23 protein-coding genes are annotated in these 22,974 nt (G+C 73.8%); 12 read left to right on the forward strand and 11 right to left on the reverse strand.

The genetic code is table 11. From position 1 onward, the window contains the following. Positions 1-14 precede the first annotated feature (14 nt). From RM779_RS13780 to RM779_RS13795, 4 genes are all read left to right on the forward strand, one after another. Complete coding sequence (locus RM779_RS13780; protein ID WP_311617961.1) at positions 15-1,268, forward strand: FAD-dependent oxidoreductase; 1,254 nt, start codon at positions 15-17, stop codon at positions 1,266-1,268. Between the two features lie 33 nt (positions 1,269-1,301). Next, on the forward strand, positions 1,302-2,426 hold the full coding sequence (locus tag RM779_RS13785) for a cupin domain-containing protein (protein WP_311617962.1): 1,125 nt from the start codon (positions 1,302-1,304) through the stop codon (positions 2,424-2,426). Beyond that, positions 2,423-3,307, forward strand: coding sequence for a fumarylacetoacetate hydrolase family protein (locus RM779_RS13790; protein ID WP_311617963.1), 885 nt, complete (start codon positions 2,423-2,425; stop codon positions 3,305-3,307). The genes RM779_RS13785 and RM779_RS13790 overlap by 4 nt, the downstream gene beginning before the upstream one ends. Positions 3,308-3,379: 72 nt before the next feature. Then, a complete protein-coding gene (locus RM779_RS13795; protein ID WP_311617964.1) occupies positions 3,380-4,162 on the forward strand; it encodes an IclR family transcriptional regulator in 783 nt (260 codons plus the stop codon). A 27-nt stretch (positions 4,163-4,189) separates the two neighbouring features. Here RM779_RS13795 and RM779_RS13800 read toward each other — a convergent pair whose 3' ends face one another. The 6 genes from RM779_RS13800 to RM779_RS13825 form a co-directional block, all read right to left on the reverse strand. Then, on the reverse strand, positions 4,190-5,338 hold the full coding sequence (locus tag RM779_RS13800) for an FUSC family protein (protein ID WP_311617965.1): 1,149 nt from the start codon (positions 5,336-5,338) through the stop codon (positions 4,190-4,192). A gap of 103 nt (positions 5,339-5,441) precedes the next feature. After that, positions 5,442-6,428 carry an ABC transporter substrate-binding protein gene (locus RM779_RS13805; RefSeq protein WP_311617966.1) on the reverse strand — a complete coding sequence of 329 codons (987 nt, stop codon included), beginning with the start codon at positions 6,426-6,428 and terminating at the stop codon, positions 5,442-5,444. Beyond that, positions 6,425-7,192: an ABC transporter ATP-binding protein gene (locus RM779_RS13810; RefSeq protein ID WP_311617967.1), complete on the reverse strand. Its 768-nt coding sequence runs from the start codon at positions 7,190-7,192 to the stop codon at positions 6,425-6,427. Before RM779_RS13810 ends, RM779_RS13805 begins: the two co-directional genes overlap by 4 nt. Beyond that, positions 7,185-8,051 carry an ABC transporter permease gene (locus tag RM779_RS13815; RefSeq protein ID WP_311617968.1) on the reverse strand — a complete coding sequence of 289 codons (867 nt, stop codon included), beginning with the start codon at positions 8,049-8,051 and terminating at the stop codon, positions 7,185-7,187. The genes RM779_RS13810 and RM779_RS13815 overlap by 8 nt, the downstream gene beginning before the upstream one ends. Next, positions 8,048-8,923, reverse strand: a complete 876-nt coding sequence (locus RM779_RS13820) for an ABC transporter permease (protein ID WP_311617969.1) — start codon at positions 8,921-8,923, stop codon at positions 8,048-8,050. Before RM779_RS13820 ends, RM779_RS13815 begins: the two co-directional genes overlap by 4 nt. Before the next feature lie 199 nt (positions 8,924-9,122). Beyond that, positions 9,123-10,448, reverse strand: coding sequence for a M23 family metallopeptidase (locus RM779_RS13825; RefSeq protein WP_311617970.1), 1,326 nt, complete (start codon positions 10,446-10,448; stop codon positions 9,123-9,125). A 323-nt stretch (positions 10,449-10,771) separates the two neighbouring features. Between RM779_RS13825 and RM779_RS13830 the strand changes: the two genes are divergently transcribed. The 3 genes from RM779_RS13830 to sucD all read left to right on the forward strand — a co-directional run bounded on the left by RM779_RS13830 (position 10,772) and on the right by sucD (position 13,487). Next, positions 10,772-11,176: a cobalamin B12-binding domain-containing protein gene (locus RM779_RS13830; protein ID WP_311617971.1), complete on the forward strand. Its 405-nt coding sequence runs from the start codon at positions 10,772-10,774 to the stop codon at positions 11,174-11,176. A 222-nt stretch (positions 11,177-11,398) separates the two neighbouring features. Next, positions 11,399-12,574: an ADP-forming succinate--CoA ligase subunit beta gene (sucC, locus tag RM779_RS13835; protein WP_311617972.1), complete on the forward strand. Its 1,176-nt coding sequence runs from the start codon at positions 11,399-11,401 to the stop codon at positions 12,572-12,574. A 28-nt stretch (positions 12,575-12,602) separates the two neighbouring features. After that, positions 12,603-13,487 carry a succinate--CoA ligase subunit alpha gene (gene sucD, locus RM779_RS13840; RefSeq protein WP_077059459.1) on the forward strand — a complete coding sequence of 295 codons (885 nt, stop codon included), beginning with the start codon at positions 12,603-12,605 and terminating at the stop codon, positions 13,485-13,487. 136 nt (positions 13,488-13,623) lie between these two features. On the opposite strand, the gene RM779_RS13845 is transcribed toward sucD, so the two are convergent. Beyond that, positions 13,624-14,286, reverse strand: coding sequence for a SigE family RNA polymerase sigma factor (locus RM779_RS13845; protein WP_311617973.1), 663 nt, complete (start codon positions 14,284-14,286; stop codon positions 13,624-13,626). Between the two features lie 124 nt (positions 14,287-14,410). On the opposite strand from RM779_RS13845, the gene RM779_RS13850 reads away from it, so the two are divergent. Both RM779_RS13850 and RM779_RS13855 read left to right on the forward strand, forming a co-directional pair. After that, complete coding sequence (locus RM779_RS13850; RefSeq protein ID WP_311617974.1) at positions 14,411-15,835, forward strand: cell division protein PerM; 1,425 nt, start codon at positions 14,411-14,413, stop codon at positions 15,833-15,835. 50 nt (positions 15,836-15,885) lie between these two features. Continuing rightward, positions 15,886-16,782: a carbohydrate kinase family protein gene (locus RM779_RS13855; RefSeq protein ID WP_311617975.1), complete on the forward strand. Its 897-nt coding sequence runs from the start codon at positions 15,886-15,888 to the stop codon at positions 16,780-16,782. A 19-nt stretch (positions 16,783-16,801) separates the two neighbouring features. On the opposite strand, the gene RM779_RS13860 is transcribed toward RM779_RS13855, so the two are convergent. Continuing rightward, on the reverse strand, positions 16,802-17,548 hold the full coding sequence (locus RM779_RS13860; protein ID WP_311617976.1) for a hypothetical protein: 747 nt from the start codon (positions 17,546-17,548) through the stop codon (positions 16,802-16,804). Positions 17,549-17,703: 155 nt separating this feature from the next. Between RM779_RS13860 and purN the strand changes: the two genes are divergently transcribed. After that, the gene (purN, locus tag RM779_RS13865; protein WP_311617977.1) at positions 17,704-18,339 is read left to right on the forward strand and encodes a phosphoribosylglycinamide formyltransferase; all 636 of its coding nucleotides are present in this window, start codon (positions 17,704-17,706) and stop codon (positions 18,337-18,339) included. Further along, complete coding sequence (gene purH / locus RM779_RS13870; protein WP_311617978.1) at positions 18,336-19,916, forward strand: bifunctional phosphoribosylaminoimidazolecarboxamide formyltransferase/IMP cyclohydrolase; 1,581 nt, start codon at positions 18,336-18,338, stop codon at positions 19,914-19,916. The genes purN and purH overlap by 4 nt, the downstream gene beginning before the upstream one ends. A 46-nt stretch (positions 19,917-19,962) precedes the next feature. Here the strand turns inward: purH and RM779_RS13875 are convergent, their stop codons facing one another. From RM779_RS13875 to RM779_RS13885, 3 genes are all read right to left on the reverse strand, one after another. Continuing rightward, a complete protein-coding gene (locus tag RM779_RS13875; protein ID WP_311617979.1) occupies positions 19,963-20,232 on the reverse strand; it encodes a hypothetical protein in 270 nt (89 codons plus the stop codon). A gap of 22 nt (positions 20,233-20,254) precedes the next feature. Continuing rightward, positions 20,255-20,884: an HNH endonuclease family protein gene (locus RM779_RS13880; RefSeq protein WP_311617980.1), complete on the reverse strand. Its 630-nt coding sequence runs from the start codon at positions 20,882-20,884 to the stop codon at positions 20,255-20,257. A 160-nt stretch (positions 20,885-21,044) separates the two neighbouring features. Beyond that, the gene (locus RM779_RS13885; protein WP_311617981.1) at positions 21,045-21,827 is read right to left on the reverse strand and encodes a DUF4234 domain-containing protein; all 783 of its coding nucleotides are present in this window, start codon (positions 21,825-21,827) and stop codon (positions 21,045-21,047) included. Between the two features lie 271 nt (positions 21,828-22,098). On the opposite strand from RM779_RS13885, the gene RM779_RS13890 reads away from it, so the two are divergent. Further along, positions 22,099-22,962, forward strand: coding sequence for a bifunctional methylenetetrahydrofolate dehydrogenase/methenyltetrahydrofolate cyclohydrolase (locus RM779_RS13890; RefSeq protein ID WP_311617982.1), 864 nt, complete (start codon positions 22,099-22,101; stop codon positions 22,960-22,962). Positions 22,963-22,974: the final 12 nt, after the last annotated feature.

Below are 22,974 nucleotides of genomic sequence, written 5' to 3' on the forward strand. Positions count from 1 at the left end.
GAGATGTTTGCCGCATGCCAGGAATTGAGCGCGGACTCCCCGGCGGCCCGGTGGTCGTCGTCGGCGGTGGTCCGGTCGGAATGGTCGCCGCCGCCTCCCTCGCCCGCTTCGGCATCCCCGTGGTGCTGATCGAGGCCGAGGAGCGGCCGAAGACGGACTGGCGCGCCTCCACGTTCCACGCGGCGACGCTCGAACTGCTCGACGAACTGGGCATCGCGGACCAGATGCACGCCGAGGGCCTGGTCGTGCCCGTGTACCACTTCCGCGACCGGCGGGACGGGCTGATCGCCGCGTTCGACTTCTCGCTCCTCGCCGACGAGACGCCCTTCCCCTACCGCCTCCAGCTCAACCAGCAGCACCTGGTGCGCATGCTGCACGAGAGGCTGGCCCGGACGCCCGGCGTCGAGCTGCTGTTCGGTGCCCGTGTCACCGGCGTCGCGCCGCGTGCGGGGAACGGGGCCTTGGTCGTCGTCAGCACCGCGACCGGCACCCGCGAGGTGCACGGCTCGTGGGTGATCGGCGCCGACGGCGCGGGCAGCACCGTGCGGCGGGCACTCGGCGTCGACTTCACCGGCTGGACCTACCCCGAGCGCTTCCTCATCGCCAGCACGAGCGTCGACCTCGCCGAGGCGCTGCCCGGCATCGCGGAGGTCAACTACGTGGCCGACCCCCGCGAGTGGCTGTTCCTGCTGCGCACCCCCGAGTCCTGGCGGGCGGTCTGGCCGGTGCCCGCCGGGCAGAGCGAGGCCGACGCGCTCGCCGGGGCGACGCTGGAGCGGCAGTTCCAGGGCGTCGCGCCCCGCCGGGCCGGCTACCCGATCATCGACCGGCAGCTGTACCGCGTGCACCAGCGGGTGGCCGGGTCGTTCCGCGCCGGCCGCGCCGTCCTCATCGGAGACGCGGCCCACATCAACAGCCCCATGGGCGGGGTCGGTCTGAACAGCGGCATCCACGACGCCGTCGACATCACCCGGCGCCTCGCCCGCATCGCCGAAGGCGCCGCGGCCGAGGCGGAGCTGACCGCGTTCGCCGACGTGCGGCGGCGGGTGGCCGTGGAGTACGTGCAGGCCGACACGCAGCGCAATACGCAGCGGCTGAGCGAGGCCGACGAGAGCCGGCGCCGCGCCGCGCACGAGGAGATGCGCGCCACCGCGGCCGATCCGGACCGCGCCCGCGCCTACATGCGGCGTGCCTCGCTCCTCGAAAGCGTGCGCCGCTTCGGCGTCGGCCTGCCCCCCGGCGCCCCCGCGCCCGCGCCCGCCCGCTGAGGCGTTTCCCACCCCCTACCCCAGGAGGTCTCCATGTCCCTCGTCGACGAACCCGGGGTCGGCGATCCGCGCTTGCGTTCCCTCTACGAGGACATCGCCGCCGCCGGACTGCGTCCCCTGTGGACGATCACCGAGCAGCTGCTGACGCCCACCCCCAGGCCGCGGGCCGTGCCCTGGCTGTGGCGCTCCGCGGTGCTGCGCCCGCTGGCCGAACGCGCCATCCGGCTGGTGCCGGTGGAGCGCGGCGGCGAGCGGCGCGTGCTGTCCCTCGCCAACCCGGGTCTGGGCGGGCGGCCCTACGCGGCCGGCACGCTGTGGGGCGCGCTCCAGTGCCTCGGGCCGAACGAGACGGCGCCCGCGCACCGGCACACGCCCGGCGCGATCCGCTTCGTCATCGAGGGCGAGGGGGTGTGGACCACCGTCGACGGGGACGCCTGCGATATGCGGCCCGGCGACCTGATCCTCACCCCGGGCGGCGCCTGGCACGACCACGCCAACGGCGGCGACGGCAGCATGTTCTGGTTCGACGGCCTCGACCTGCCGATGGTCGAGGCGCTGGACGCCGTGTTCTTCGAGCCGCACCCGGAACTGCGGCAGCCGGTGACCGGCCCGCACAACCGTTCCGAAGCCGCCTGGGCCGGCGCGGGTGGCGAGGGCGGCGATGCCGCGCGCACCATGACGCCCGGCGCGGTCACCCGCGCGCTCGACCCGGCGCCCTCGCCGCTGCTGGTCTACCGCTGGGCCCAGACCGACGCGCTCCTGTCCCGCCTGGCCGCGGCGGGCGAAGGGCCGCTGGTGAGCGTGGAGTTCACCAATCCGCACTCGGGCGCCAGCGTGCTGCCGACCCTGTCCTGCGGCATGCACCGGGTGCTGCCTGGCGGCGCGTCCGCGCCGGTGCGGCGCAGCGGGAACACGGTGTTCGTCGTGTTCCGCGGCGCGGGCAGCAGCGTCGTCGACGGGTGCAGGTTCGACTGGACGGCGGGCGACATGTTCGTCGTGCCGTCCTGGTCGGCGGTGGAGCACTTCTCGGACGGCGGGGCGGACCTGTTCGGCCTGGGCGACGCACCGGTGCTGCGGGCGCTCGGCCTGTACCGCGAGGAGACGCTGCCGCGGCGGCAGGAGGTCACGGGTGTGTTCGGGGAAGGGACCGCGGCATGAAACTGGCACTGTTCGACGACCACCGCCTCGGCGTGGTCGAGGAGGGCCCGCGGGGCACGACGGTGACCGACGTCACCGCCGCGATCGGCCGGCCGCACGATCCGGACCCGCTCACCGCGGGCTGGTGGCGCGCGCTGTGCCGGGACTTCCCTGCGCTGCGAACGGATCTCGCCGCCGCGGCGGCACAGGGCGCGGCCGAGCCGCTCGACCCCGGCCGGCTGCGCGCACCCGCGCTGAACCCGAGCAAGATCGTGGCCTGTGCCTGCAACTACGCGGACCACGTGGCGGAGATGCACGACGTGCAGGAACGCACGCTGGGCGGCGTCGAGTCGTGGATGATGAACTTCGACGTGTTCCTGAAGTCCCCGTCCTCCCTGTCGGGTCCCGCAGAGGACATCGTGCTGCCCGCGGAGGTTGTCGCCGCGGGCCAGGAGATCCACCACGAGTCCGAGCTGGTCGTGGTGATCGGCAGGGGCGGCGCGGACATCCCGCGGGACCGGGCGCTCGACCACGTGCTGGGCTACACGCTGGGCCTCGACATCACCGTGCGCAGCGCGGCCGACCGTTCGCGGCGCAAGAGTTACGACACCTTCAGCCCGCTCGGCCCGTTCCTCGTCACGGCCGACGAGCTGGGCGACGCGAGCGATCTGGAGATCCGGCTCGACGTCAACGGCGTGCGGCGGCAGCACGTGCTGACCCGCGACCTCATCACGCCGGTGCCCGCGATCGTCTCGTACGCGTCGTCGATGATGACGCTGCTGCCCGGGGACCTCATCTTCACCGGAGCGCCCCCCGGCGTCGGCGCGATCGTCCCGGGCGACCGGCTGCGCGCGGGCATCGGGCGGATCGGCGAACTGACCCTCGCCGTGCGCGAGGGCTGAGCGGGGGCTGAGCGGGGCGGGCGGGAGCGCGGCCGGTGGATGCCCAGAAAAGAACTACGTTAGAATTCCTGCATGTCGAATAACGCCCGGGAGGGCGTCACGAGTTCGGTGGACAACGCGCTGCGGCTCCTGGAGCTGATCGGCGAGCGGAAGGCGCTGCGGGTCTCCGACGCGGCGGCCGAGCTTGGCGTCGCGCCCTCGACCGCGCACCGCCTGCTCAACGCACTGCGCAGGCGCGGATTCGTCCTCCAGGAGAAGCCCAACGGCGCCTACCGGCCGGGCCCCGTGCTGGGCGAGATCGGCCTCGCCGCCATCGGCCGCATCGACATCCGCCAGGTCGCCCGCCCCTTCCTGGAGCAGGTGCGGGACAGCACCCAGGAGACGACGAGCCTGTCGCTGCTCGAAGGGCGCAACGTGCGGTTCATCGACTGCGTGGAGAGCCCGCGTTCCGTCCGTGTCGGCGACCGCACCGGCGTCGTGCTGCCGGCGCACTGCACCGCCGCGGGCAAGGCCATCCTGGCCGCCATGCCCGAGGCGGAGCTGTCCCGGCGCTTCGCCGACCGGGAGCTGACGACGCGCACCGAGTTCTCCGTCTCCGACTGGCAGGCCCTCCTGGCGGAGCTGGCGGAGATCCGCCGCGCCGGCTTCGCGATGAACGTCGAGGAGGGCGAACGCGGCATCAGCGCGGTGGCCGCGGTGCTGCGGGACCGGGCGCAGACGCCGCTGGCCTCGGTCGCGGTGGTCGTGCCCGCGCACCGGCTGGCCGCCCGCACGGACGCGCGCAAGCTCGCCGAGGACCTGCTGCCGGTCCGTGACCGTCTTCAGGAGCTGCTGCACGCGCAGGTCGGGTCCTGAGGCGGGCGGGGGCGTGCGTCCGCCGGGTCAGGAGCGGGCGGGCAGGCTGGTGCCCAGATCGTCCAGGATGCGGTAAGCGTCGGTCAGCAGGGCGCCGTACAGCGGCCACTCGCCCGGCGCGTCGAGGCCCTCCCGCCGGCTGCGCGCGGCCAGCCGGTCGTGGCACCGCCGGCCCCGCGCGAGGTGTTCGTGCAGCTCCTCGTCGTCGCCTTCGTCGCCTTCGCCGCCGCCGCGGCCCTCGGACACCCGCAGTTCCCGCGCGGCAACGGCGGTGTCCGCGAGCAGCTCGGCGTAGCCCGTCAGGAAGTCGCGCGCCAGCGCCGCGTAGTGCTCGCTGTGCACGGCGTAGTGCAGGCCGCGGGCGATCGACTGGGCATGGTGGCCCGCGCGTTCCAGGACGTTGACGGCCGCGTGGTGGACCGGCAGCCGCAGGTGCTCACCGGCGAGGACGCGGCGCGGATTGAGCCGCGCCGCCTCCTCGCCGTTCTCCACCGCGGCGCGGGCCTGCTGCGCCAGCACCCCCACCTGCTCCGCGCGGTCCAGCCAGTCGCGGGTCCGCGCCGCGTCGGGGGTCGTCTCGCGCAGCGCGTCCGCGATGCCGCGCAGCAGCCCGCACACCTCCCGGGACAGCGCGGACACGGCCTCGTCGGCGCCGCGGTGGCGCAGGGGCGGCGCCCAGAGCACGGAGGTGGCCAGACCGCAGCCGACGCCGATGAGCACCGCGGCGAGCAGCTGGAGGCTGTATTCGAGCTGACCGCCGCCCGCCGAGAACGCGAACAGGGCCGTCACCGGCACCTGGAGGCGCTGCGAGCCCAGCGCGCCCAGCCGCATCGTGACCAGTGCCGCCGCCATCACAACGGCCAGGCTCCACGCGTGCAGCCCGGCGGTGGAGCCGAAGCCCGCCGCGAGCATCACGCCCACGGCCACCGCCCCCATGTAGCGCAGCGACTGCCACAGCGACCGGTACACCGTTCCCTGCAAGGACAGCAGCGAGGTGAACGGCGCGAAGGTCGTGACGCCTGGGGTGAGCAGCCAGGAGGCGAGCGACCACGCGACGACGGCCGCCAGCACGGTCTTCGCGGCCAGCAGCGGGTCGACGCGCCGCCACCCCGGACCGCGCACGGCCCGCGCCAGCCGCCGGCGCGCCCGCTGCGCCCGCGCCGCGGCACCCGTCATGGCTCCACGCCCCTTCCTCGGCCGCCGTTCCTGTCCGCCACCGGTAACCGGTAACCCGATCGGCCCCGGCGGAAACAGGCGCGGCCCGCCCGGCTAGGAGCGGCTAGGAGTTGTCCGCGACCGCCTCCGCGTAGTCGAGGTCGGCGTCGGTCAGGCCGATGTCGCGCATCAGGCCGTGGATGGTCTCGATGGACTCCCGGTCCGTCGCCCCGCGCCACACCGGCAGGTGCATGTCGCCCGCCAGCTCCGGAGCCAGGTCGCTGATCTCCGGCAGGGCGTCGCGGAACGCCTGCGGGTCCGCGGCGATGGCCTGGGCCGTCGCGGTCACGCCCCGGCGGAACGCGGCGGCGCGTTCCGGGTCCTCCGCGACCTGCTCGGAGGTCATCAGGTACGTGCCGATCTGCAGCTCGGGCCGGGTGGCCGTGTAGGGGCGCGCGACGTCGCGCAGGCCCTGCGACCTGCCGATCGTGGCGAACGGCTCGATCAGCAGCCCCGCGTCGACGTCGCCGCGCTCGATGGCGGCGGGCATATCGGGCAGCGGCATCTCGACGAAGTCGACGTCCCCGTTGCCGAGCCCGGCATCGGAGAGTACCGAGTGGATGACCACATCGTTGATGTTCTGCAGGGTGTTGACCGCGATGCGCGCCCCGTCGAGGTCCGCCGGCTCCCGTAGCGGGCTGTCCGCCGGGACCATCAGCGCGGAGAAGTCGTCGTCCGCCGCGGACGCGGTGCTGGTGCCCGCCGCGATCATCTCGACCGGCATGCGCCGCCCCATCGCGATCAGCGCCGACACCACGTTGGACCCGGCGACGTCGATGTCCCCGCTCAGCAGCGCCGGGATGACGCTCGCGCCACCGCTCGACGGGCTGACCCTGACATCCAGGCCCTCCGCCTCGAAGTAGCCCTCGCGGACGCCGTAGGCCAGGAACGAGGCCGGGGTTCCCGCGGTCTCCGAGACCATCACGGTGTCGCCGTCCCCGCCGCCCGCCGCGGCGACGCCGGACAGGTCGCCGCCGTAGTCGGTGCAGGCCGTGGTGGCGAGCATCAGCAGGCCCGCGAGGGCCGCGACGGCCCGGCCGCCGCGGTTCACGCCGCCACCGGCCGGCCGTCGAGCGCGGCGTACAGCTCGCCGCGCAGCCTGCCGAACTCCGGCTCCCGCTTGGTCGCCACCTGGTTCCGCGGGCGCGGCAGGCCGACCACGGCCTCGTGCCCGACGTTCGCCGGGGGCCGCAGCACCAGTACCCGGTCGGCCAGGTAGACGGCCTCGTCGATGTCGTGCGTGACGAACAGCACGGTGATCCCGTACCGCTGCCACACGTTCAGCAGCAGGTCCTCCAGGCCCGAACGCGTCTGCGCGTCCACCGAGGCGAACGGCTCGTCCATCAGCAGGATGCCCGGCCGGTACGCCAGGGCCCGCGCGATGGCCACGCGCTGCTGCATGCCGCCGGAGAGCTGCCAGGGGTAGCGGTCCCCGCGGCCGGCGAGGCCGACGGCGTCCAGCGCCTCCTCGGTCAGCTCCGCCGCTTGGCGCCGGTCGACGCCCTTGTAGCGCAGCGGGAACGCGATGTTGCGCCGCACCGTCATCCACGGCAGCAGCGAGCGGCTGTAGTCCTGGAAGACGAACGCCATGTCCTCCGGCGGCCCGTTCACCGGCTTGCCGCGCAGGACGACCGACCCGGAGGTGGCGGGCGTCAGGCCGGAGAGGCACCGCAGCATCGTGGTCTTGCCGCAGCCGGACGAGCCGAGGATGCAGACGAACTCCTGGTCGGCGACGGCGAAGGACAGGCCGTCGACGGCCGGCGCGGCGTGCGGGTCGGGGCCGTAGACCTTCCGCAGGTTCGAGACTTCAAGCATCGGACTTCTCCGGGGTCGGGGTTTTCTTGAGGGAGGAAGCGGAGGAAGCGGAGGAAGCGGAGGAAGGGGCGCCGGCGGCGGGTTCGTGCTCCGCGAGGAGGCCGCGGGCGCCGCGGTGCCAGCGCAGCACCCGCCGTTCCACCCGCAGGAAGATCCAGTTGAGGACGAAGCCCAGGACGCCGAGCAGGATGATGCCGGTCCACATCTCGGGGATGGCGAACGAACGCTGCTGTTCCAGAACGAAGTAGCCGAGCCCGTTGCTGCTGGCCACCATCTCGGAGACGACCATCAGGATGATCGCGATGGCGAGGCTGGTGCGCATGCCCGCGAACACCCGCGGGCCCGCGCCCGGCAGGATGATGCGGACGATGCGGGCCCCGGGCGGAATCCGGTGGGCGCGCGCCATGTCCAGCGCCTGCGGGTCGACGCCGCGCACGCCGTCGATCGTGTTCAGCAGGATCGGCCAGACCGCGCCGAGCACGATCACGAAGACCTTCGAGGCGTTGCCCGCGCCGAACATCAGCAGCGAGAACGGGATCAGCGCCGGGGCGGGCAGCGCCCGCAGGAACTCCACGACCGGCTCGGCCGCGACGCGCAGCGGGCGGTACATGCCGAGCAGCAGCCCGAGCCCGACGCCGATGACGACGGACGCGGTGTACCCGGCCAGCATGCGCGCCAGGCTCGGCAGCAGGTCGCTGCCGACGCGGTCGAACAGCCACAGCTCGCGGAAGTAGCGGAAGATCTCGTCGAGCGGCGGGAAGTAGAAACTCCCGGCCCGGTGCGCCCACAGCCCGTAGCCGATGAGCAGGGCGGCGGGCAGGGCGAGTTCCAGCAGGAACCCGAGGACGCGGCGGCTCACCGGCTCTCCTCCTGACGCTGCGAGGGGTGCCACCGGAGCAGGCGGCGCTCGACGGCCTGGAAGGCCATGTTGAGTACCCAGCCGACCAGGCCGGTGACGATGATCAGGGCGTACATGCGGGGCAGTTGCGCGTTGGACTGGGCGACGACGATGGACTGGCCGAGGCCGGGCGCGCCCACGACCAGCTCGGCGGTCACCGCGAGCACCAGCGCGATGGCGGACGCGATCCGCAGCCCGGTGGCGATGTAGGGGGCGGCGCTCGGCAGGGTGATGCGGAAGAAGCGCGCGTGGGAGGGCAGTCCGTAGGCCCGCGCGGTGTCGCGGACCACCGGGTCGACGTCGGTGACGCCGTAGACGACCTGGAGCAGGATGGGCCAGAAGGTCACGAAGACGATGAGGAAGACCTTCATCTCCAGGCCGACGCCGTAGACGAGCACGGCCAGCGGGATCAGCGCGACGGAGGGCACCGGCCGGCAGAACTCGATGACGACCCGGCTCATGCGGTAGGCCGCCGGGCTCGACCCGAGCAGGATGCCGAAGGGGACGGCCAGCAGCGTGGCGAGGGCGAGCCCGATCGCCCAGCCGTTCAGCGTGCGCCCGATCTCCACCCACAGGGGGCGGCCCATGCCCAGCCGGAACAGCTCCGCGTAGGTGTCGGTGACCGGCGGAAACCAGTCACGCGACAGCAGGCCGACGCGCGAGCACAGCTCCAGGGCGAGGAGGACGGTGAGCACCCCGGAGACCTTGAGCCCCAGATCGCGCACCCGGCGCGAGGCGAGGAGGCGGCCGACCCGGCCCGGGGGCAGCCGGGCCCCGGCCGCGGGGGTGCCCCGGCGAGCGTCTCCGATGGTTGCGGCCCCGTCGAGGCTCATGGCGACTCCTTCGGTGCTCGATCGCGGGTAGCTGGAAAACTACGGTCTCATTCCGTATGCAGCAATACGCGTGATCGAATTTCCCTCTATAAGAAAAACGAGGGCCCGGGGGAGTCGCCTCGGCCCACGGAAAAGCGCCGGACCGGGGAGTCCCCGGTCCGGCGCCTGGCGTCGGTGGTGAGCGGTGGTGAGCGGGTGGTTACGTGGGTTCGAGGCCCTGGCCCCGCAGCCAGGTGAGCGGGTCGATGGGCGAGCCGCCGCCCGGCCGTACCTCGAAGTGCAGATGCGGCCCCGTGGAGGTGCCGGAGTTGCCCGAGTAGGCGATCACCGTGCCGGCCTGCACGTGGCCGGAGGTGAAGACGGTGCTGTCCAGGTGCGCGTACCAGGTCTCCGTGCCGTCGGGGGCGGTCAGGATGACCATGTTCCCGTAGCTCGGGTGCCACTGCGTGCTGATGGAGCCGTCGGTGGCCGCCACCACGGGGGTGCCGTAGCTGACCGGGAAGTCGATGCCGGTGTGCGTGGACATCCAGTTGATGCCCGACTGGCCGAAGTAGGCGCTGAGCCCGGCCTGCTCCACCGGAACGAAGAACTTCTGCCGCTCGGCCTCGATACGCGCGGCCTCCGCCGCCGCGGCCTCGGCCTCCGCCTCCTGCTGCGCCTGGAGGTCGAGGCGGCCCTGCGTGCGGCTGGCGCGGTCGCTGTAGTCGTCGACGGCCTCGGTCAGGCCCGCCAGCTGGCTGTCGAACTGCTGGTTCGCGGCGACCTGCTGGACCTCGCCCGGGTCGGGCGCGGCCACCGGCGCCGGCTCGCCGCCCTGCGGGGTGTCGGACTCGGAGACGGTCGCCGCCGTGGCCACGGCGGTCACGCCCAGGACAGCGAGGGAGGGGGCGGCCACGCTGAGGAACGCGGACCGCCGCGGACGCGCCGAACGCCGCCGTCCGCCGCGCCGCTGCGGCCGCGCGGCTGACGGTGGCCCGGACTCGGGCGCCGGGTCGTCGGGGGCCCACTCCTGTCCGGGGTCCGCGGCCACGTCGTCGAGGCCGTCGAGGTCCGGATCGGCGCCGAGGCCGGGATCGGGTTCGTGCGCGGTGCCCGTGTCCGCGGCCGGTCCGCCCCGCGGCGCGGGGGTTTCGTGAAAATCCTCCGCGGCGGGCCCGCCGGCGTACCAGGTGCCGGATTCGTACCCGGTTTCGCCGTACCACTGCTCGGGCGGATACGGCTGCTGTTGTTCCTGGTGAAAGGACTCCTGCGGGAACTGCTGGAACGGGGGGAACTGCTGGTAGCCGTCCTGCGGGAACGGCTCCTGGGGAAAGGATTCCTGCGGGAAGGACTCCTGTGGAACGGCGGCCCACTGCTGTGCGTCCTGGTACCCGGCTCCGTACCCGTCCCCGGCCCCGTACCCGCCTCCGACACCGTAGGCATCCTGGTGGCCGTACGCCGGGTCGAGCAGCCCGTGTGCGGCGTGGGTGCCGAAGCCGGAATAATCCGTGTGCCCGGAGGCTTCCGACAGCAGACGATCGCTCACCGACTAGGCCCTTCGGCTCGACAACAGGGGCGTGGCAAGGACCTGCCCCTGCGGTTCGGCGGTGACTGTACCCGGCGGTACGTGGCGGCGACAATCTTTCCCGGCTTGTTCGCAGGTTTCCGAGGGGCGTAAGCGGTCAATAGGCCGATTTTCGGCGGGGTCCACCATGGGTGCCGCACGTCATGTTCGACATGAGTTCGAATAGGGGTCCGCGTGGTCCGCGGTCCGCGGATGTGATTTCCCCCTCGGACCTGTTCCGCCGGCCGCGGATTGGGAGATCCTGTAGTCAACGTGCGTTAACTCGCGTCCCCGGGAGGCTGCTGATGGGTGTATCGGGTCCGATTCGCGTCGTGGTGGCCAAGCCCGGGCTCGACGGTCACGACCGGGGGGCGAAGGTCATCGCCCGCGCGCTGCGCGACGCGGGCCTGGAGGTCATCTACACGGGGCTGCACCAGACGCCGGAGCAGATCGTGGACACCGCCATCCAGGAGGACGCGGACGCCATCGGCCTTTCCGTCCTCTCCGGCGCGCACAACACCCTGTTCACCCGTGTCATCGAGCTGCTGCGCGAGCGGGACGCGGCGGACGTCGTCGTCTTCGGCGGCGGCATCATTCCCGAGGACGACATCGCCCCGCTGAAGGCGGCCGGCGTCGCCGCGATCTTCACCCCCGGCGCACCCACCAGCGAGGTCGTGGACTGGGTGCGCTCGGCCCTGGCCGCTCCCTGAGGCGGCCCCGGCCCCCTCGCCCGGCGGGCGGACCGGCCCGCGGCGGCGATGTGTGACGGGACTCACCACGTTGGTGTGACCCAGGATTCAAGCCCTCCGCCGGGGCACGGATACGCTCGACTTCGGACATGCCGCGTGCTTCGGCGTCGCCTCGCAACGCGGCCACGCGGCACGCCCACGCAGACAACGACCGCGAGACCATTGATTGAGGGACGGACGCGCGTGGACCTGTTCGAGTATCAGGCGAGGGACCTCTTCGCCAAGCATGGCGTACCGGTGCTGGCCGGCGAAGTCATCGACACGCCCGAGGCGGCGCGCGAGGCGACCGAGCGGCTCGGCGGTCGCGCGGTCGTCAAGGCGCAGGTGAAGACCGGCGGACGCGGCAAGGCGGGCGGCGTCAAGCTGGCCTCCGACCCGGAGGACGCGGTCGCCAAGGCGGGCGCCATTCTGGGCATGGACATCAAGGGCCACACGGTCCAGCGCGTCATGCTGGCGCAGACGGCGGACATCGCGGAGGAGTACTACGTCTCCTTCCTCCTGGACCGCACCAACCGCACGTTCCTCGCCATGGCCTCCGTCGAGGGCGGCATGGACATCGAGGAGGTCGCGGCCAACAGCCCCGAGGCGCTGGCCAAGATCCCGGTGGACGCGATCGACGGCGTCACCGCGGACAAGGCCCGCGAGATCGTCGAGGCGGCGCGCTTCCCCGCCGAGGTCGCGGACCAGGTGGTCGACGTCCTTCAGCAGCTGTGGACCGTCTTCATCAAGGAAGACGCGCTGCTGGTCGAGGTCAACCCGCTGGTGAAGACCGGGGACGGCAAGATCGTCGCGCTGGACGGCAAGGTGTCCCTGGACGCGAACGCCGAGTTCCGGCAGCCGGAGCACGCCGCGCTGGAGGACAAGGCCGCGGCCAACCCGCTGGAGGCCGCGGCCAAGGAGCGCGGCCTCAACTACGTGAAGCTCGACGGCGGTACCGTCGGCATCATCGGCAACGGCGCGGGTCTGGTGATGAGCACCCTGGACGTCGTCGCGTACGCCGGTGAGGCGCACGGCGGCGTGAAGCCGGCCAACTTCCTCGACATCGGCGGCGGCGCGTCCGCCGAGGTGATGGCGAACGGCCTGGAGATCATCCTCGGCGACCCGGAGGTGCGTTCCGTCTTCGTGAACGTCTTCGGTGGTATCACCGCGTGCGACGCCGTGGCGAACGGCATCGTGCAGGCCCTGGAGCTGCTGAAGTCCAAGGGCGAGGACGTGAAGAAGCCGCTGGTCGTCCGGCTCGACGGCAACAACGCGGAGCTGGGGCGCAAGATCCTCACCGACGCCGACCACCCGCTCGTCGAGCAGGTGGACACCATGGACGGAGCGGCCGACCGCGCCGCAGAGCTGGCCGCGAAGTAGCGCGGAGTAAAGGACACCGACTTACACCATGGCTATCTTCCTCACCAAGGAGAGCAAGGTCGTCGTCCAGGGGATGACCGGCTCCGAAGGACAGAAGCACACGCGGCGGATGCTCAGCGCCGGCACGAACATCGTGGGTGGCGTGAACCCGCGCAAGGCCGGTCAGAGCGTCGACTTCGACGGCACGGAGGTACCGGTCTTCGGCAGCGTCAAGGACGCCATCGAGGCGACCGGCGCGGACGTAACGGTGATCTTCGTTCCGGAGAAGTTCACCAAGGACGCGGTCGTCGAGGCCATCGACGCGGAGATCCCGCTCGCGGTCGTGATCACCGAGGGCATCGCGGTCCACGACACGGCCGCCTTCTGGTCCTACGCGGGCAAGAAGGGGAACAAGACCCGCATCATCGGTCCCAACTGCCCGGGTCTGATCACTCCCGGCCAGTCCAACGCGGGCATCATCCCGGCCGACATCACCAAGCCGGGCCGCATCGGCCTGGTGTCGAAGTCCGGCACGCTGACCTACCAGATGATGTACGAGCTGCGCGACATCGGCTTCAGCTCCTGTGTCGGCATCGGCGGCGACCCGGTCATCGGGACCACGCACATCGACGCCCTGGCGGCCTTCGAGGCCGACCAGGAGACCGACCTGATCGTCATGATCGGCGAGATCGGCGGCGACGCGGAGGAGCGGGCGGCCGACTTCATCAAGGCGAACGTCTCCAAGCCCGTCGTCGGCTACGTGGCCGGTTTCACCGCGCCCGAGGGCAAGACGATGGGGCACGCGGGCGCGATCGTCTCCGGTTCCTCCGGCACGGCCCAGGCCAAGAAGGAGGCGCTGGAGGCCGCCGGTGTCAAGGTCGGCAAGACCCCTTCTGAGACCGCCCGGCTGGCCCGCGAGCTGCTCACGGCGTGACACCGCGGTTTCCCGGCGTTCCCGGCGTTCCCGGCGTTCCCGGCGCACCCCGCGAAGGCCCGGCCCCCTCGACACGTTCGAGGGGGCCGGGCCTTCGTGCTGCCCGGCGTCCGCCGGCCCGGCCGGCCCGACCGGGTCAGCCGGTGAGGACCGCGACCGCGGTGATCGTGGAGACGGCCGTGGCGACCAGCGCGTACGCGGCCCACGTCCAGCGGCGCGTGCGCCGTTCGCCCGAGGCGCGCAGGGCCGCGGGGGAGCAGGTCTTGGCCGGGTGGCCGGCCGCGAAGTCCCGCAGCAGCCCGGTCAGCAGGGCGCCGCGGTCGCGGGGGGCGGTCTCCGCGAGGCCGGGCAGCCGGGCGGCCAGGCAGGTCCTGGCGTGCAGGATGCGCAGCGCCGCGGCGCGCGTGGTCGCCTCCGTCTCGGCCGCGGTCTCGGGCAGACGGAGGCCGACACCGTCGTGCAGGACGAGGCTGCGCCGGTAGCAGCGCGGCAGGCTCAGCAGCGCTTCGAGCAGCCCACGGTCCTCGGGCGGCACCGCGCGCGGCTCTCCGCCGCGCCGCCCGGGAACGAGCTGGTGCCAGGGCGAGAGCGCGTAGTCGTGGGCCGCGGCCCGCACCCAGCCGGCCGGGTCGGGGTCCACGGCGACCTCGGGCCAGCGTTCCCACGCCCGGTGGAACGCGTACACCACCGCGCGCTCGGCCAGCCGCCGGTGGCCGCAGAGCAGGAACGCCTGCCGGGTGAGCGAGGCGGCCTGCCGCGTGTAGAGCCGGTCGAACGCCGCCGCCGGGCCCGCCCTCACCGCCGTCTCCAGGGCTCGGCAAAGGGGTGCAAGTATGTAAAAAGGTACATACGCCTATATTGAGCGACACATCGGCGAAAACGGGTTACCTCCCCGCTCCGGGTGTTGTTGGCAGCATGGCCGCGTGCGACACGTTCTCCGGCGCCTCGCCCCGCTCAGCCCCGTCCGCGCCCGGTGGCTCCTCGAAGGGCTGCTCGCCGCCGGGCTCGGCCTCGGGGCGCTCGCCGTCCCCGTCCTCCTGCTGTGGACCCTCTCGCCCTACCCGGACGGCGGTGTCGGCGGCGCCCTGCGCGTCGCCGCCGACCTGTGGCTGCTCGCACACGGCGCGGACCTCGTGCGCCAAAGCCCCGGCGACGCGTTCACCGCCCCGGTCGGCGTGACCCCGCTGCTGCTCGCCGCCCTGCCCGCCTGGCTGCTGAACCGGGCGGTGCGCGCCTGCGACTGGGCGCCCCAGCCGGGACAGGGCGCGCTCGCCGCGCTGTGGATCACCAGCGGCTACCTCCTGGCCGCCGCGGGAGCCGTCCTGTGCACCGCCCCCGCCACCCTGGCCGCACAGCCCCTCAGCGCCGCCTGGCACCTGCCGCTGTTCGCGCTCGCCGTCACCCTCACCGCCGCCTTCACCATCAGCGGGCCGCCGTTCGCGGGCGGTCCTGGGACCGGCGGCGCCCTCGACGGCCGCCGCCTGTCCGCCGGCCGGCGCCTGGCGCTGACCGGCGTCGCCGCCTGCTGCGCCGCGGGAACGCTGCTGCTCCTCGGCGGACTGCTGCTCAGCGCCGCGAGCGCGCAAGCCGCGTTCGGGCAGCTCGCCACGGACTGGGCCGGGCGGCTCGCGGTACTGCTGCTGACCCTGGCCCTCCTCCCGAACGCCGTCGTCTGGGCCGTCGCCTACGGCCTCGGCCCCGGCTTCACCGCGGGCGCGGGCAGCGCCTTCGGGCCCCTCGCCGTCACCGGCACCGCGCCCGACCTGCCGCCCTTCCCGCTGCTCGCCGCGCTGCCCGCCACCGCGGGCGGCCCCTGGCTGCTGACCGCCGCCGCGCTCGTCCCCGCGGCGGGGGCGGCGGCCGTCGCGTGGACCGCCGCCCGGCTCGCGGTGCCGGAGCGCGGCGAACGGGCCACCGCGTCCGGCTGGGGCGGCACCGCGCTCACCGTGCTGCTCGCCGCCTGCGGCGCCGGTGCCGCGTTCGGGCTGCTCGCCGCGTTCGCCGGCGGGCCGCTCGGTACCGGCGCGCTCGCCACGTTCGGTCCCGAGCCCTGGACGACCGGCCTGGCCGCGGCCGCCTGGACGGCCGTCCCCGCCGTACCCGCCGCGCTGGTGCTGCGCGCCTGGCGGCTGCGCAGACCGCGCTGGATCAGGGCCGCCGTGGGCGGCGCGGCCGCCCGTGCCGCCCGGCTGCTGCCCCGCCGCCCCGGGCGGCGGCGCGGGAAGCGCGGCACGGCGGCCGACGCGTGGCACACCACCGCCGCCCGCGACACGCGCTGGGCCGCGCTGAGGAAGTCCTCGGGCACCCTGGTGCCCGAGATCACGGAGGAGCCGCGGCACCGTCCGTGACACCGGCCGGCCGGCGCCCAGGTCTCCCGGAACGAGCTGGAGGTAGGGACGTGACGACGGAACTGGACGTGTTCGTGGTCGGCGGGACCGGGGTGGACACCACCGTCCGGGTCCCCAGGCTGCCGCTGCCCGAGCGGGAGACCATCATGGTGCCGCCGATCGAACGGTACGTGGCGCACACCGGCAACGGCGTCGCGTTCGGCTGCCACCACCTGGGACTGCGCACCCACCTCGCGGACGTGATCGGCGCCGACCCCGAGGGCGATCAGGTGCGTGGCGCCTACGCCGCGGCGGGCCTGTCCTTCGACCACCGCACCCATCCCAGCGGCACGAGGCGCAGCGTCAACCTGGTCGACCCGAACGGGAGGCGGGTGTCCCTCTACGACGGCCGCCACCCCGTGGGCATGACCGTCGACCCCGGCCTGTACCGCCCGGCGCTCGCCCGCACCCGGCACGTGCACGCCTGCCTCGCCGACTGGGCGCGGCACGCCCTGGCCGAGGCCGCCGGGGCCGGCCCGTCCACCTCGACCGACCTGCACGACTGGGACGGCGTGCAGGACTACCACCGCGACTTCGCCTACGGCGCCGACCTGGTGTTCGTCTCCACCTCCGCGCTCGGGGACCGGACGGAGGAGACCGCGCGGGACATCCTCGCCCGGGGCCGGGCCGGGGCCGTCGTCGCGATGGCAGGTGCGGACGGCAGCTACCTCGCGCTGCCCGGCGGCCCGCTGCGCCACCTGCCCGCCGCCACCGTGCCAGGACCGGTCGTGGACACCGACGGCGCGGGCGACGCCTACGTCGCGGCGTTCCTCCACGGCCGCCTGGCGGGGAAGGACTGGCGGGCGAGCATGCGGGCCGGCTCGGTGGCGGGGGCGCACGCCTGCCTGACGGCGGGCACGCACACCTCGTTCCTCACCGCGGAAGAGCTGGCGCGCGCGCTCGCCTGACCGCAGAAGGCGCCGGGCGTCAGTCCTGTTCGCCCAGTATCGGCCGGAGCTGACTGGGCAGCAGCTCCTCGCATGCCTGCTGCGACGGCCTGGTCAGCGCGTCGCTCACGCAGTCGAAGTAGTCCTTGTACACGAGCTGCACGGTGTACGTGGCCGCGACGATCGCCAGCGCCGCGGACGCCAGCACGACCCCGGAGACCGCCGCGGCGAACTGCGGGCGCGCGGGGCGCGCGCCCGGTGCCGCGGGGCCGGGGGAGGGGGGCCCGGACGGCGGGGGCGGCTCGCCCTCCAGCTTCTCCAGGCGCCGGTTCCTGCCCTCCGGCTTCTCCTTCGGGCCGCCGCGCAGGGCGCTGATGCCCCAGTACAGGGCGAGCGCCCCCAGCAGCAGCGCCAGCCACTCCCAGCCGAGCAGACCGCCGAAGACTCCCCACATGCCGGCCAGCACGGCGTAACGGGCGTGCCGCTGCGCGGGGTCGGACGGGTCCCAGCGGGAACCCCCGCCCGGGCCGCCGGGCTTGCGGTCGGTCTCGGAGGGCGGCTCGCCGAACCCGCCGTTCTGGCGCTTCGGCTGGCGCCTGCTCCACTGGCTGCCCCAGCGCTGGCGCTGGGGCCCCTCCCTCGTTCCGTCCTCGCCGTCCCCGTCGGACCCCTCCGGCCGACGCGGCTGCCACGGCCGGTCCGGCTGTCCCTCGGGTGGCGGGGCGAAGGGGTTGTCCTCCTCGCCTTTCCGGTCCTGCTGGCCGGCGGCGCGGCGTCGGTCCGTCATCGTGGTCGTCGAGTCTCCCTCTTAGGTGCCGGACCGCTGGAAAGGCGCCGGTGCCATCGACGGTACCTGGAGCCGGGCCCCACCGGGGCACGGGGGGAGCGAGGCGTACCGGTATCGTTGCGGCTCACGGCTCCCCCTGACGAAAGACCCCGATCGTGGCTGCTGCCCCAGAGCGTACGTCTCCGGCGCGCGTCGTCGTCCTCGTCTCCGGTTCGGGTACGAATCTTCAGGCGCTGCTCGACGCCGTGGCCGAAGGCGGGGCCGCGTACGGCGCCGAGGTGGTGGCGGTCGGGGCGGACCGGGACGGGATCGAGGGCCTGCGGCGCGCCGAGCGCGCGGGGGTGCCGACGTTCGTGTGCCGGGTCCGCGACTTCGCGACCCGCGCCGAGTGGGACGCGGCGCTGGCCGGCGCGGTGGCCGCGCACCGGCCGGACCTGGTGGTGTCGGCCGGGTTCATGAAGATCGTGGGCACGGCGTTCCTCGCCGCCTTCGGCGGCCGGACCGTCAACACGCACCCGGCGCTGCTGCCGAGCTTCCCCGGCGCGCACGGGGTGCGCGACGCGCTGGCCCACGGGGTCAGGGTGACCGGCTGCACGGTGCACTTCATGGACGCCGGGGTGGACTCGGGGCCGATCATCGCCCAGGAGGCGGTGGCGATCCGCGAGGCGGACGACGAGGCGGCGCTGCACGAGCGCATCAAGGACGTCGAGCGGCGGCTCCTCGTCGACGTCGTGGGCCGGCTCGCCCGCGACGGGTACAGGATCGAGGGACGGAAGGTGCATATCCCGTGACCGCGGAAGAGACGAGGCGGCCCGTTCGCCGCGCGCTGGTCAGCGTCTACGACAAGACCGGCCTTGAGGAGCTGGCCGGCGGGCTCCACGCGGCCGGGGTGCGGATCGTGTCGACCGGCTCCACGGCGGCACGCATCGCCGCCGCGGGGGTGCCGGTCACGCCGGTCGAGGAGCTGACCGGCTTCCCCGAGTGCCTGGACGGCCGGGTCAAGACGCTGCACCCGCGGGTGCACGCCGGGCTCCTGGCCGACCAGCGCCTGCCCGCCCACCGGGAGCAGCTGGAGGAGCTGGGCATCGAGGCGTTCGACCTGGTCGTGGTCAACCTCTACCCGTTCCAGCTGACGGTGGAGTCCGGTGCCTCGCCGGACGAGTGCGTGGAGCAGATCGACATCGGCGGCCCGGCGATGCTGCGCGCGGCGGCCAAGAACCACCCGTCGGTCGCGGTGGTCACCGACCCCGCGCGCTACCCGGACGTGCTGGCCGCGGCGGCGGGCGGCGGGTTCACGCTGGAGGAGCGGCGCCGGCTCGCGGCGAAGGCGTTCGCGCACACCGCGGCCTACGACGCCGCGGTGGCCGGCTGGTTCGCGCAGCTCGACGCGGCCGGGCCCGCCGAGGCGGCGGAGGGCGAGCTGTTCGTGGAGAACGCGCGCCTGACGTTCTCGCTGGAACGGGTGCTGCGCTACGGGGAGAACCCGCACCAGGCGGCGGCCCTCTACGGGGACGGCTCGGGCACGGGCCTCGCCGCGGCCGAGCAGCTGCACGGCAAGGAGATGTCGTACAACAACTACGTGGACACCGAGGCGGCCCGCCGGGCGGCCTACGACCACGAACTGCCGTGCGTCGCGGTCGTCAAGCACACCAATCCCTGCGGCATCGCGGTCGGGGCGGACGTGGCGCAGGCACACCGCAGGGCGCACGCCTGCGACCCGCTGTCCGCCTTCGGCGGCGTCATCGCCGCGAACCGGCCGGTGTCGGTGGCCATGGCGGAGCAGGTCGCGGAGATCTTCACCGAGGTGATCGTGGCGCCCGGCTACGAGGAGGGCGCGGTGGAGGTGCTGGCCCGCAAGAAGAACATCCGGGTGCTGCGCTGCCCGGAGCCGCCGGCCGCGGCCACCGAGTACCGGCCGATCGACGGCGGGACGCTGGTGCAGGTCACCGACCGCCTCCAGGCGCCGGGCGACGACCCGTCGACGTGGCGCCTGGCGGCGGGCGAGCCGCTGCCGGAGGGGGAGCTGGCCGAGCTGGCGTTCGCCTGGCGCGCCTGCCGGGCCGTGAAGTCGAACGCGATCCTGCTGGCCAAGGACGGTGCCACCGTCGGCGTCGGGATGGGCCAGGTCAACCGGGTGGACTCCGCCAGGCTCGCGGTGCAGCGTGCCGGGGCGGAGCGCGCGGCGGGGGCGTACGCGGCGTCGGACGCGTTCTTCCCGTTCCCCGACGGCTTCGAGGTGCTGGCCGAGGCGGGCGTCAGGGCCGTGGTGCAGCCGGGCGGCTCCGTCCGCGACGAGCAGGTGACCGAGGCGGCCCGCGCGGCCTCGGTGACGATGTACTTCACCGGTACGCGGCACTTCTTCCACTGACGCGGGTCGGGGGCGCGGCACCCGCGGGTGCCGCGCCCCCGGCAGGTCACGGCTGCGGGCGGTGCAGCAGGCCGACCAGCACGTCGTGCAGCACCTCGTGGTCGCGCGGGTCGTGCAGCCGGTACGGGCCGCCGTCCACCGTGTACCACTCGTCCGCGCCCGCGTAGCGGATGCGGAGGGTGAGGGTGCCGTCGTCCCCGGCGGCGGTGTGCAGTTCGAGTTCGCCGGTGACGACCCCGACCTCCTTGGTCATCACGCCGCCGCGCGGGGCCGTGAAGACGGAGAACTTTTCGGTCATGTCGCTCTTCGTGGTCATGCAGCGTATTTCAGCAGGAAACTCAGCAGGTGCTGAGCATCTCCCGCAGCGCCGTGCGTTCCGCGTCGTCGATCGTCAGCTGCCAGTGGTACTTGGCCCTGACCCACATCTTCCCGTAGGTGCAGTGGTATGCGGCGGCGCGGGGCTGCCATTCCGCGGGGTCCTGGTCACCCTTGGAACGGTTGGACGCGGCGCTGGCCGCGATGAGCTGGGGGCGGCCGAGGTCGTTGGCGAACGCCTCGCGCCGGTCGGTGGTCCAGGTGTCCGCGCCCGAACGCCATGCCTCGGCCAGCGGGACGACGTGGTCGATGTCGACGCGGGACGAGGCGGGCACCGTGACGTCGTCGTAGGGGCTGTACCAGGTGCCGGAGACGGGCCGGCAGTCCGCGTCGACCGTGACGCCCTCGCCGTCCCGCTTCAGCACCTCCTCCCGCGTGGAACAGCCGTCGCGGCTGGTCCAGTGGGGGAACAGGCGGCGCGAGTAGCCCGCCATCGAGCCGGGGGGCGCCACGGTGAGGGCGGCCAGCTCGGCCCGCGCGGTCGCGGCGTCGGGAATGCCGGGCGGGGCCGCGGACGCGGCCGGGGCGAGCAGGGTGGCCGTGAGGAGGAGGGCGAGGACCGTGCCGAAGAACGTCGCGGCGCTGCGTCGCATCAGGCGGCTCCGTGCGGTGGGGGGACGTGGCCTGATGGAGCGTTACCCGCGGGCTGAAGTGCCCATGATCAGCCTGCGCCGGAACGCCCGGGGCGCGCGCCGGAGATGCCCGGCGCGCGACCGGCGGACGAACCGGCGCGTGGCGTTCCGGCCGGAGCCCTCAGGCGACCAGCGGGAGCGGGGTACCGGGCGGCGGGCCCTGGTAGTGGTGGTGGATCTTGTTGATCTCCGACTGGAAGTAGATCATGTGCGTCCCCAGCAGGATGTACAGCAGAATCCCCAGGCCGCCGCTGCACGTCGGCGGCAGACCCGCGGCGCGCTGCGCCGCCGATATGCGGCCGGCGGTGTTCGCCACCGAGACGAACGGCGGGATCAGCAGGTACCCACCCGGCAGGAACGCCAGGACGCTCATGCCCGGGCTGACCTCGATGCGCTGGTCGAACTGGTTCAGCTCTTTCTGGATCTTGTACCACCACACCAGGGCGTAGATCCCGCAGGTGATGAGCCCCAGCAGCCAAGTGACACCGGGCCCGCGCAGCGGCATCGCGTAGCCGAACCCGGCCGGCTGCCCCGGCATACCGGGCATCCCCGGCGGCATCTGGCCCTCCGGTGAATACGGCACAGGCGGGCCGCCCTGCGGCGCGTAGGGCGCCGGAAGGCCGCCCGGCTGCTGCGGCGGCGGGCCCGGCTGGGTGGCCGCGTCCGGCGCCCCGTACGGGCCCGGCGCGGGCGGCGGGCCCTGCGGCGGGTACGGGCCCGGCTGCTGCTGCGGGGCGGGCTGGGTGGCCGCGTCCGGCGCCCCGTACGGGCCCGGCGGCGGCGGGTTCTGCGGTGGGTACGGGCCCGGCTGCGGCCCGCCCTGCGGCGGGTACGGTCCTGGCTGCCCACCCGGGGGCACGGGCCCCTGCGGCGGCTGCCCGGGCGGGTTCTGATAGTTGCTCACGTCCAGTGGGCTCCTTGCGATGAAGTCCTGCGTGGCCGGGACGGCCGCTCGGCCCGCTGGCGCGGAAGGCCCGCAGCGATCTGGGCGCCCCACGGCGCCGACGGCACGTTCCCCCGGCCGGCCAGGGCCGCTATTCCACAGCCGCGCCTTCCCCGCTGTCCACCTGGACGGCGGGACTGTGGCAAAGCTGATACATCGTCCGGCGCGGCAGACATGCGGTGTTCCGGGGGCGGATTGGTGGGCAGGCCCCCGCATCCGCGAGGATGGGGGCATGAGCGCCGAGATTCTCGATGGCAAGGCCACCGCAGCCGCGATCAAATCCGATCTCACCACCCGGGTCGCCGCCCTCGGGGAGCGCGGGGTCACTCCCGGGCTCGGCACGCTGCTGGTGGGCGACGACGTCGGCAGTCAGAAGTACGTCGCGGGCAAGCACCGCGACTGCGCCGCCGTCGGGATCGCCTCGATCCGGCGCGCCCTGCCGGCCACCGCCACCCAGGCGGAGGTCGAGGCCGTCGTCCAGGAGCTGAACGCGGACCCCGCCTGCACCGGCTACCTGGTGCAGCTGCCGCTGCCCCGCGGCATCGACGTCAACCGCGTACTGGAGCTGGTGGACCCGGCCAAGGACGCCGACGGGCTGCACCCGACGAACCTCGGCCGTCTCGTGCTCGGCGAGCCCGCCCCGCTGCCCTGCACGCCGAACGGCATCATCGCGCTGCTGCGCCGGTACGGCGTCGCCCTCGCCGGCGCGCACGTCGTCGTCATCGGCCGCGGCGTCACCGTCGGCCGCTCCCTGCCGCTGCTGCTCACCCGCCGCGGCGAGAACGCGACCGTGACGCAGGTCCACACCGGCACCCGCGAGGTGTCGGCGCACCTGCGGCGTGCGGACATCGTGGTCGCCGCGGCCGGGGTGCCGCACCTGGTCAAGCCGGAGGACGTGAAGCCGGGCGCGGCCGTGCTCGACGTCGGCGTCAGCCGCGACGAGCAGGGCAAAATCGTCGGCGACGTCCACCCGGGGGTGGCCGAGGTCGCGGGCTGGGTCTCGCCCAACCCCGGCGGCGTGGGCCCGATGACCCGGGCGATGCTGCTGACGAACGTGGTCGAGGCCGCCGAGCGCGCGGCCGCGGCCGAAGAGTGAGGGAAGGCGTTC

The sequence above is a fragment of the Streptomyces johnsoniae genome, assembly GCF_031845565.1.
Lineage (GTDB): Bacteria > Actinomycetota > Actinomycetes > Streptomycetales > Streptomycetaceae > Streptomyces > Streptomyces johnsoniae.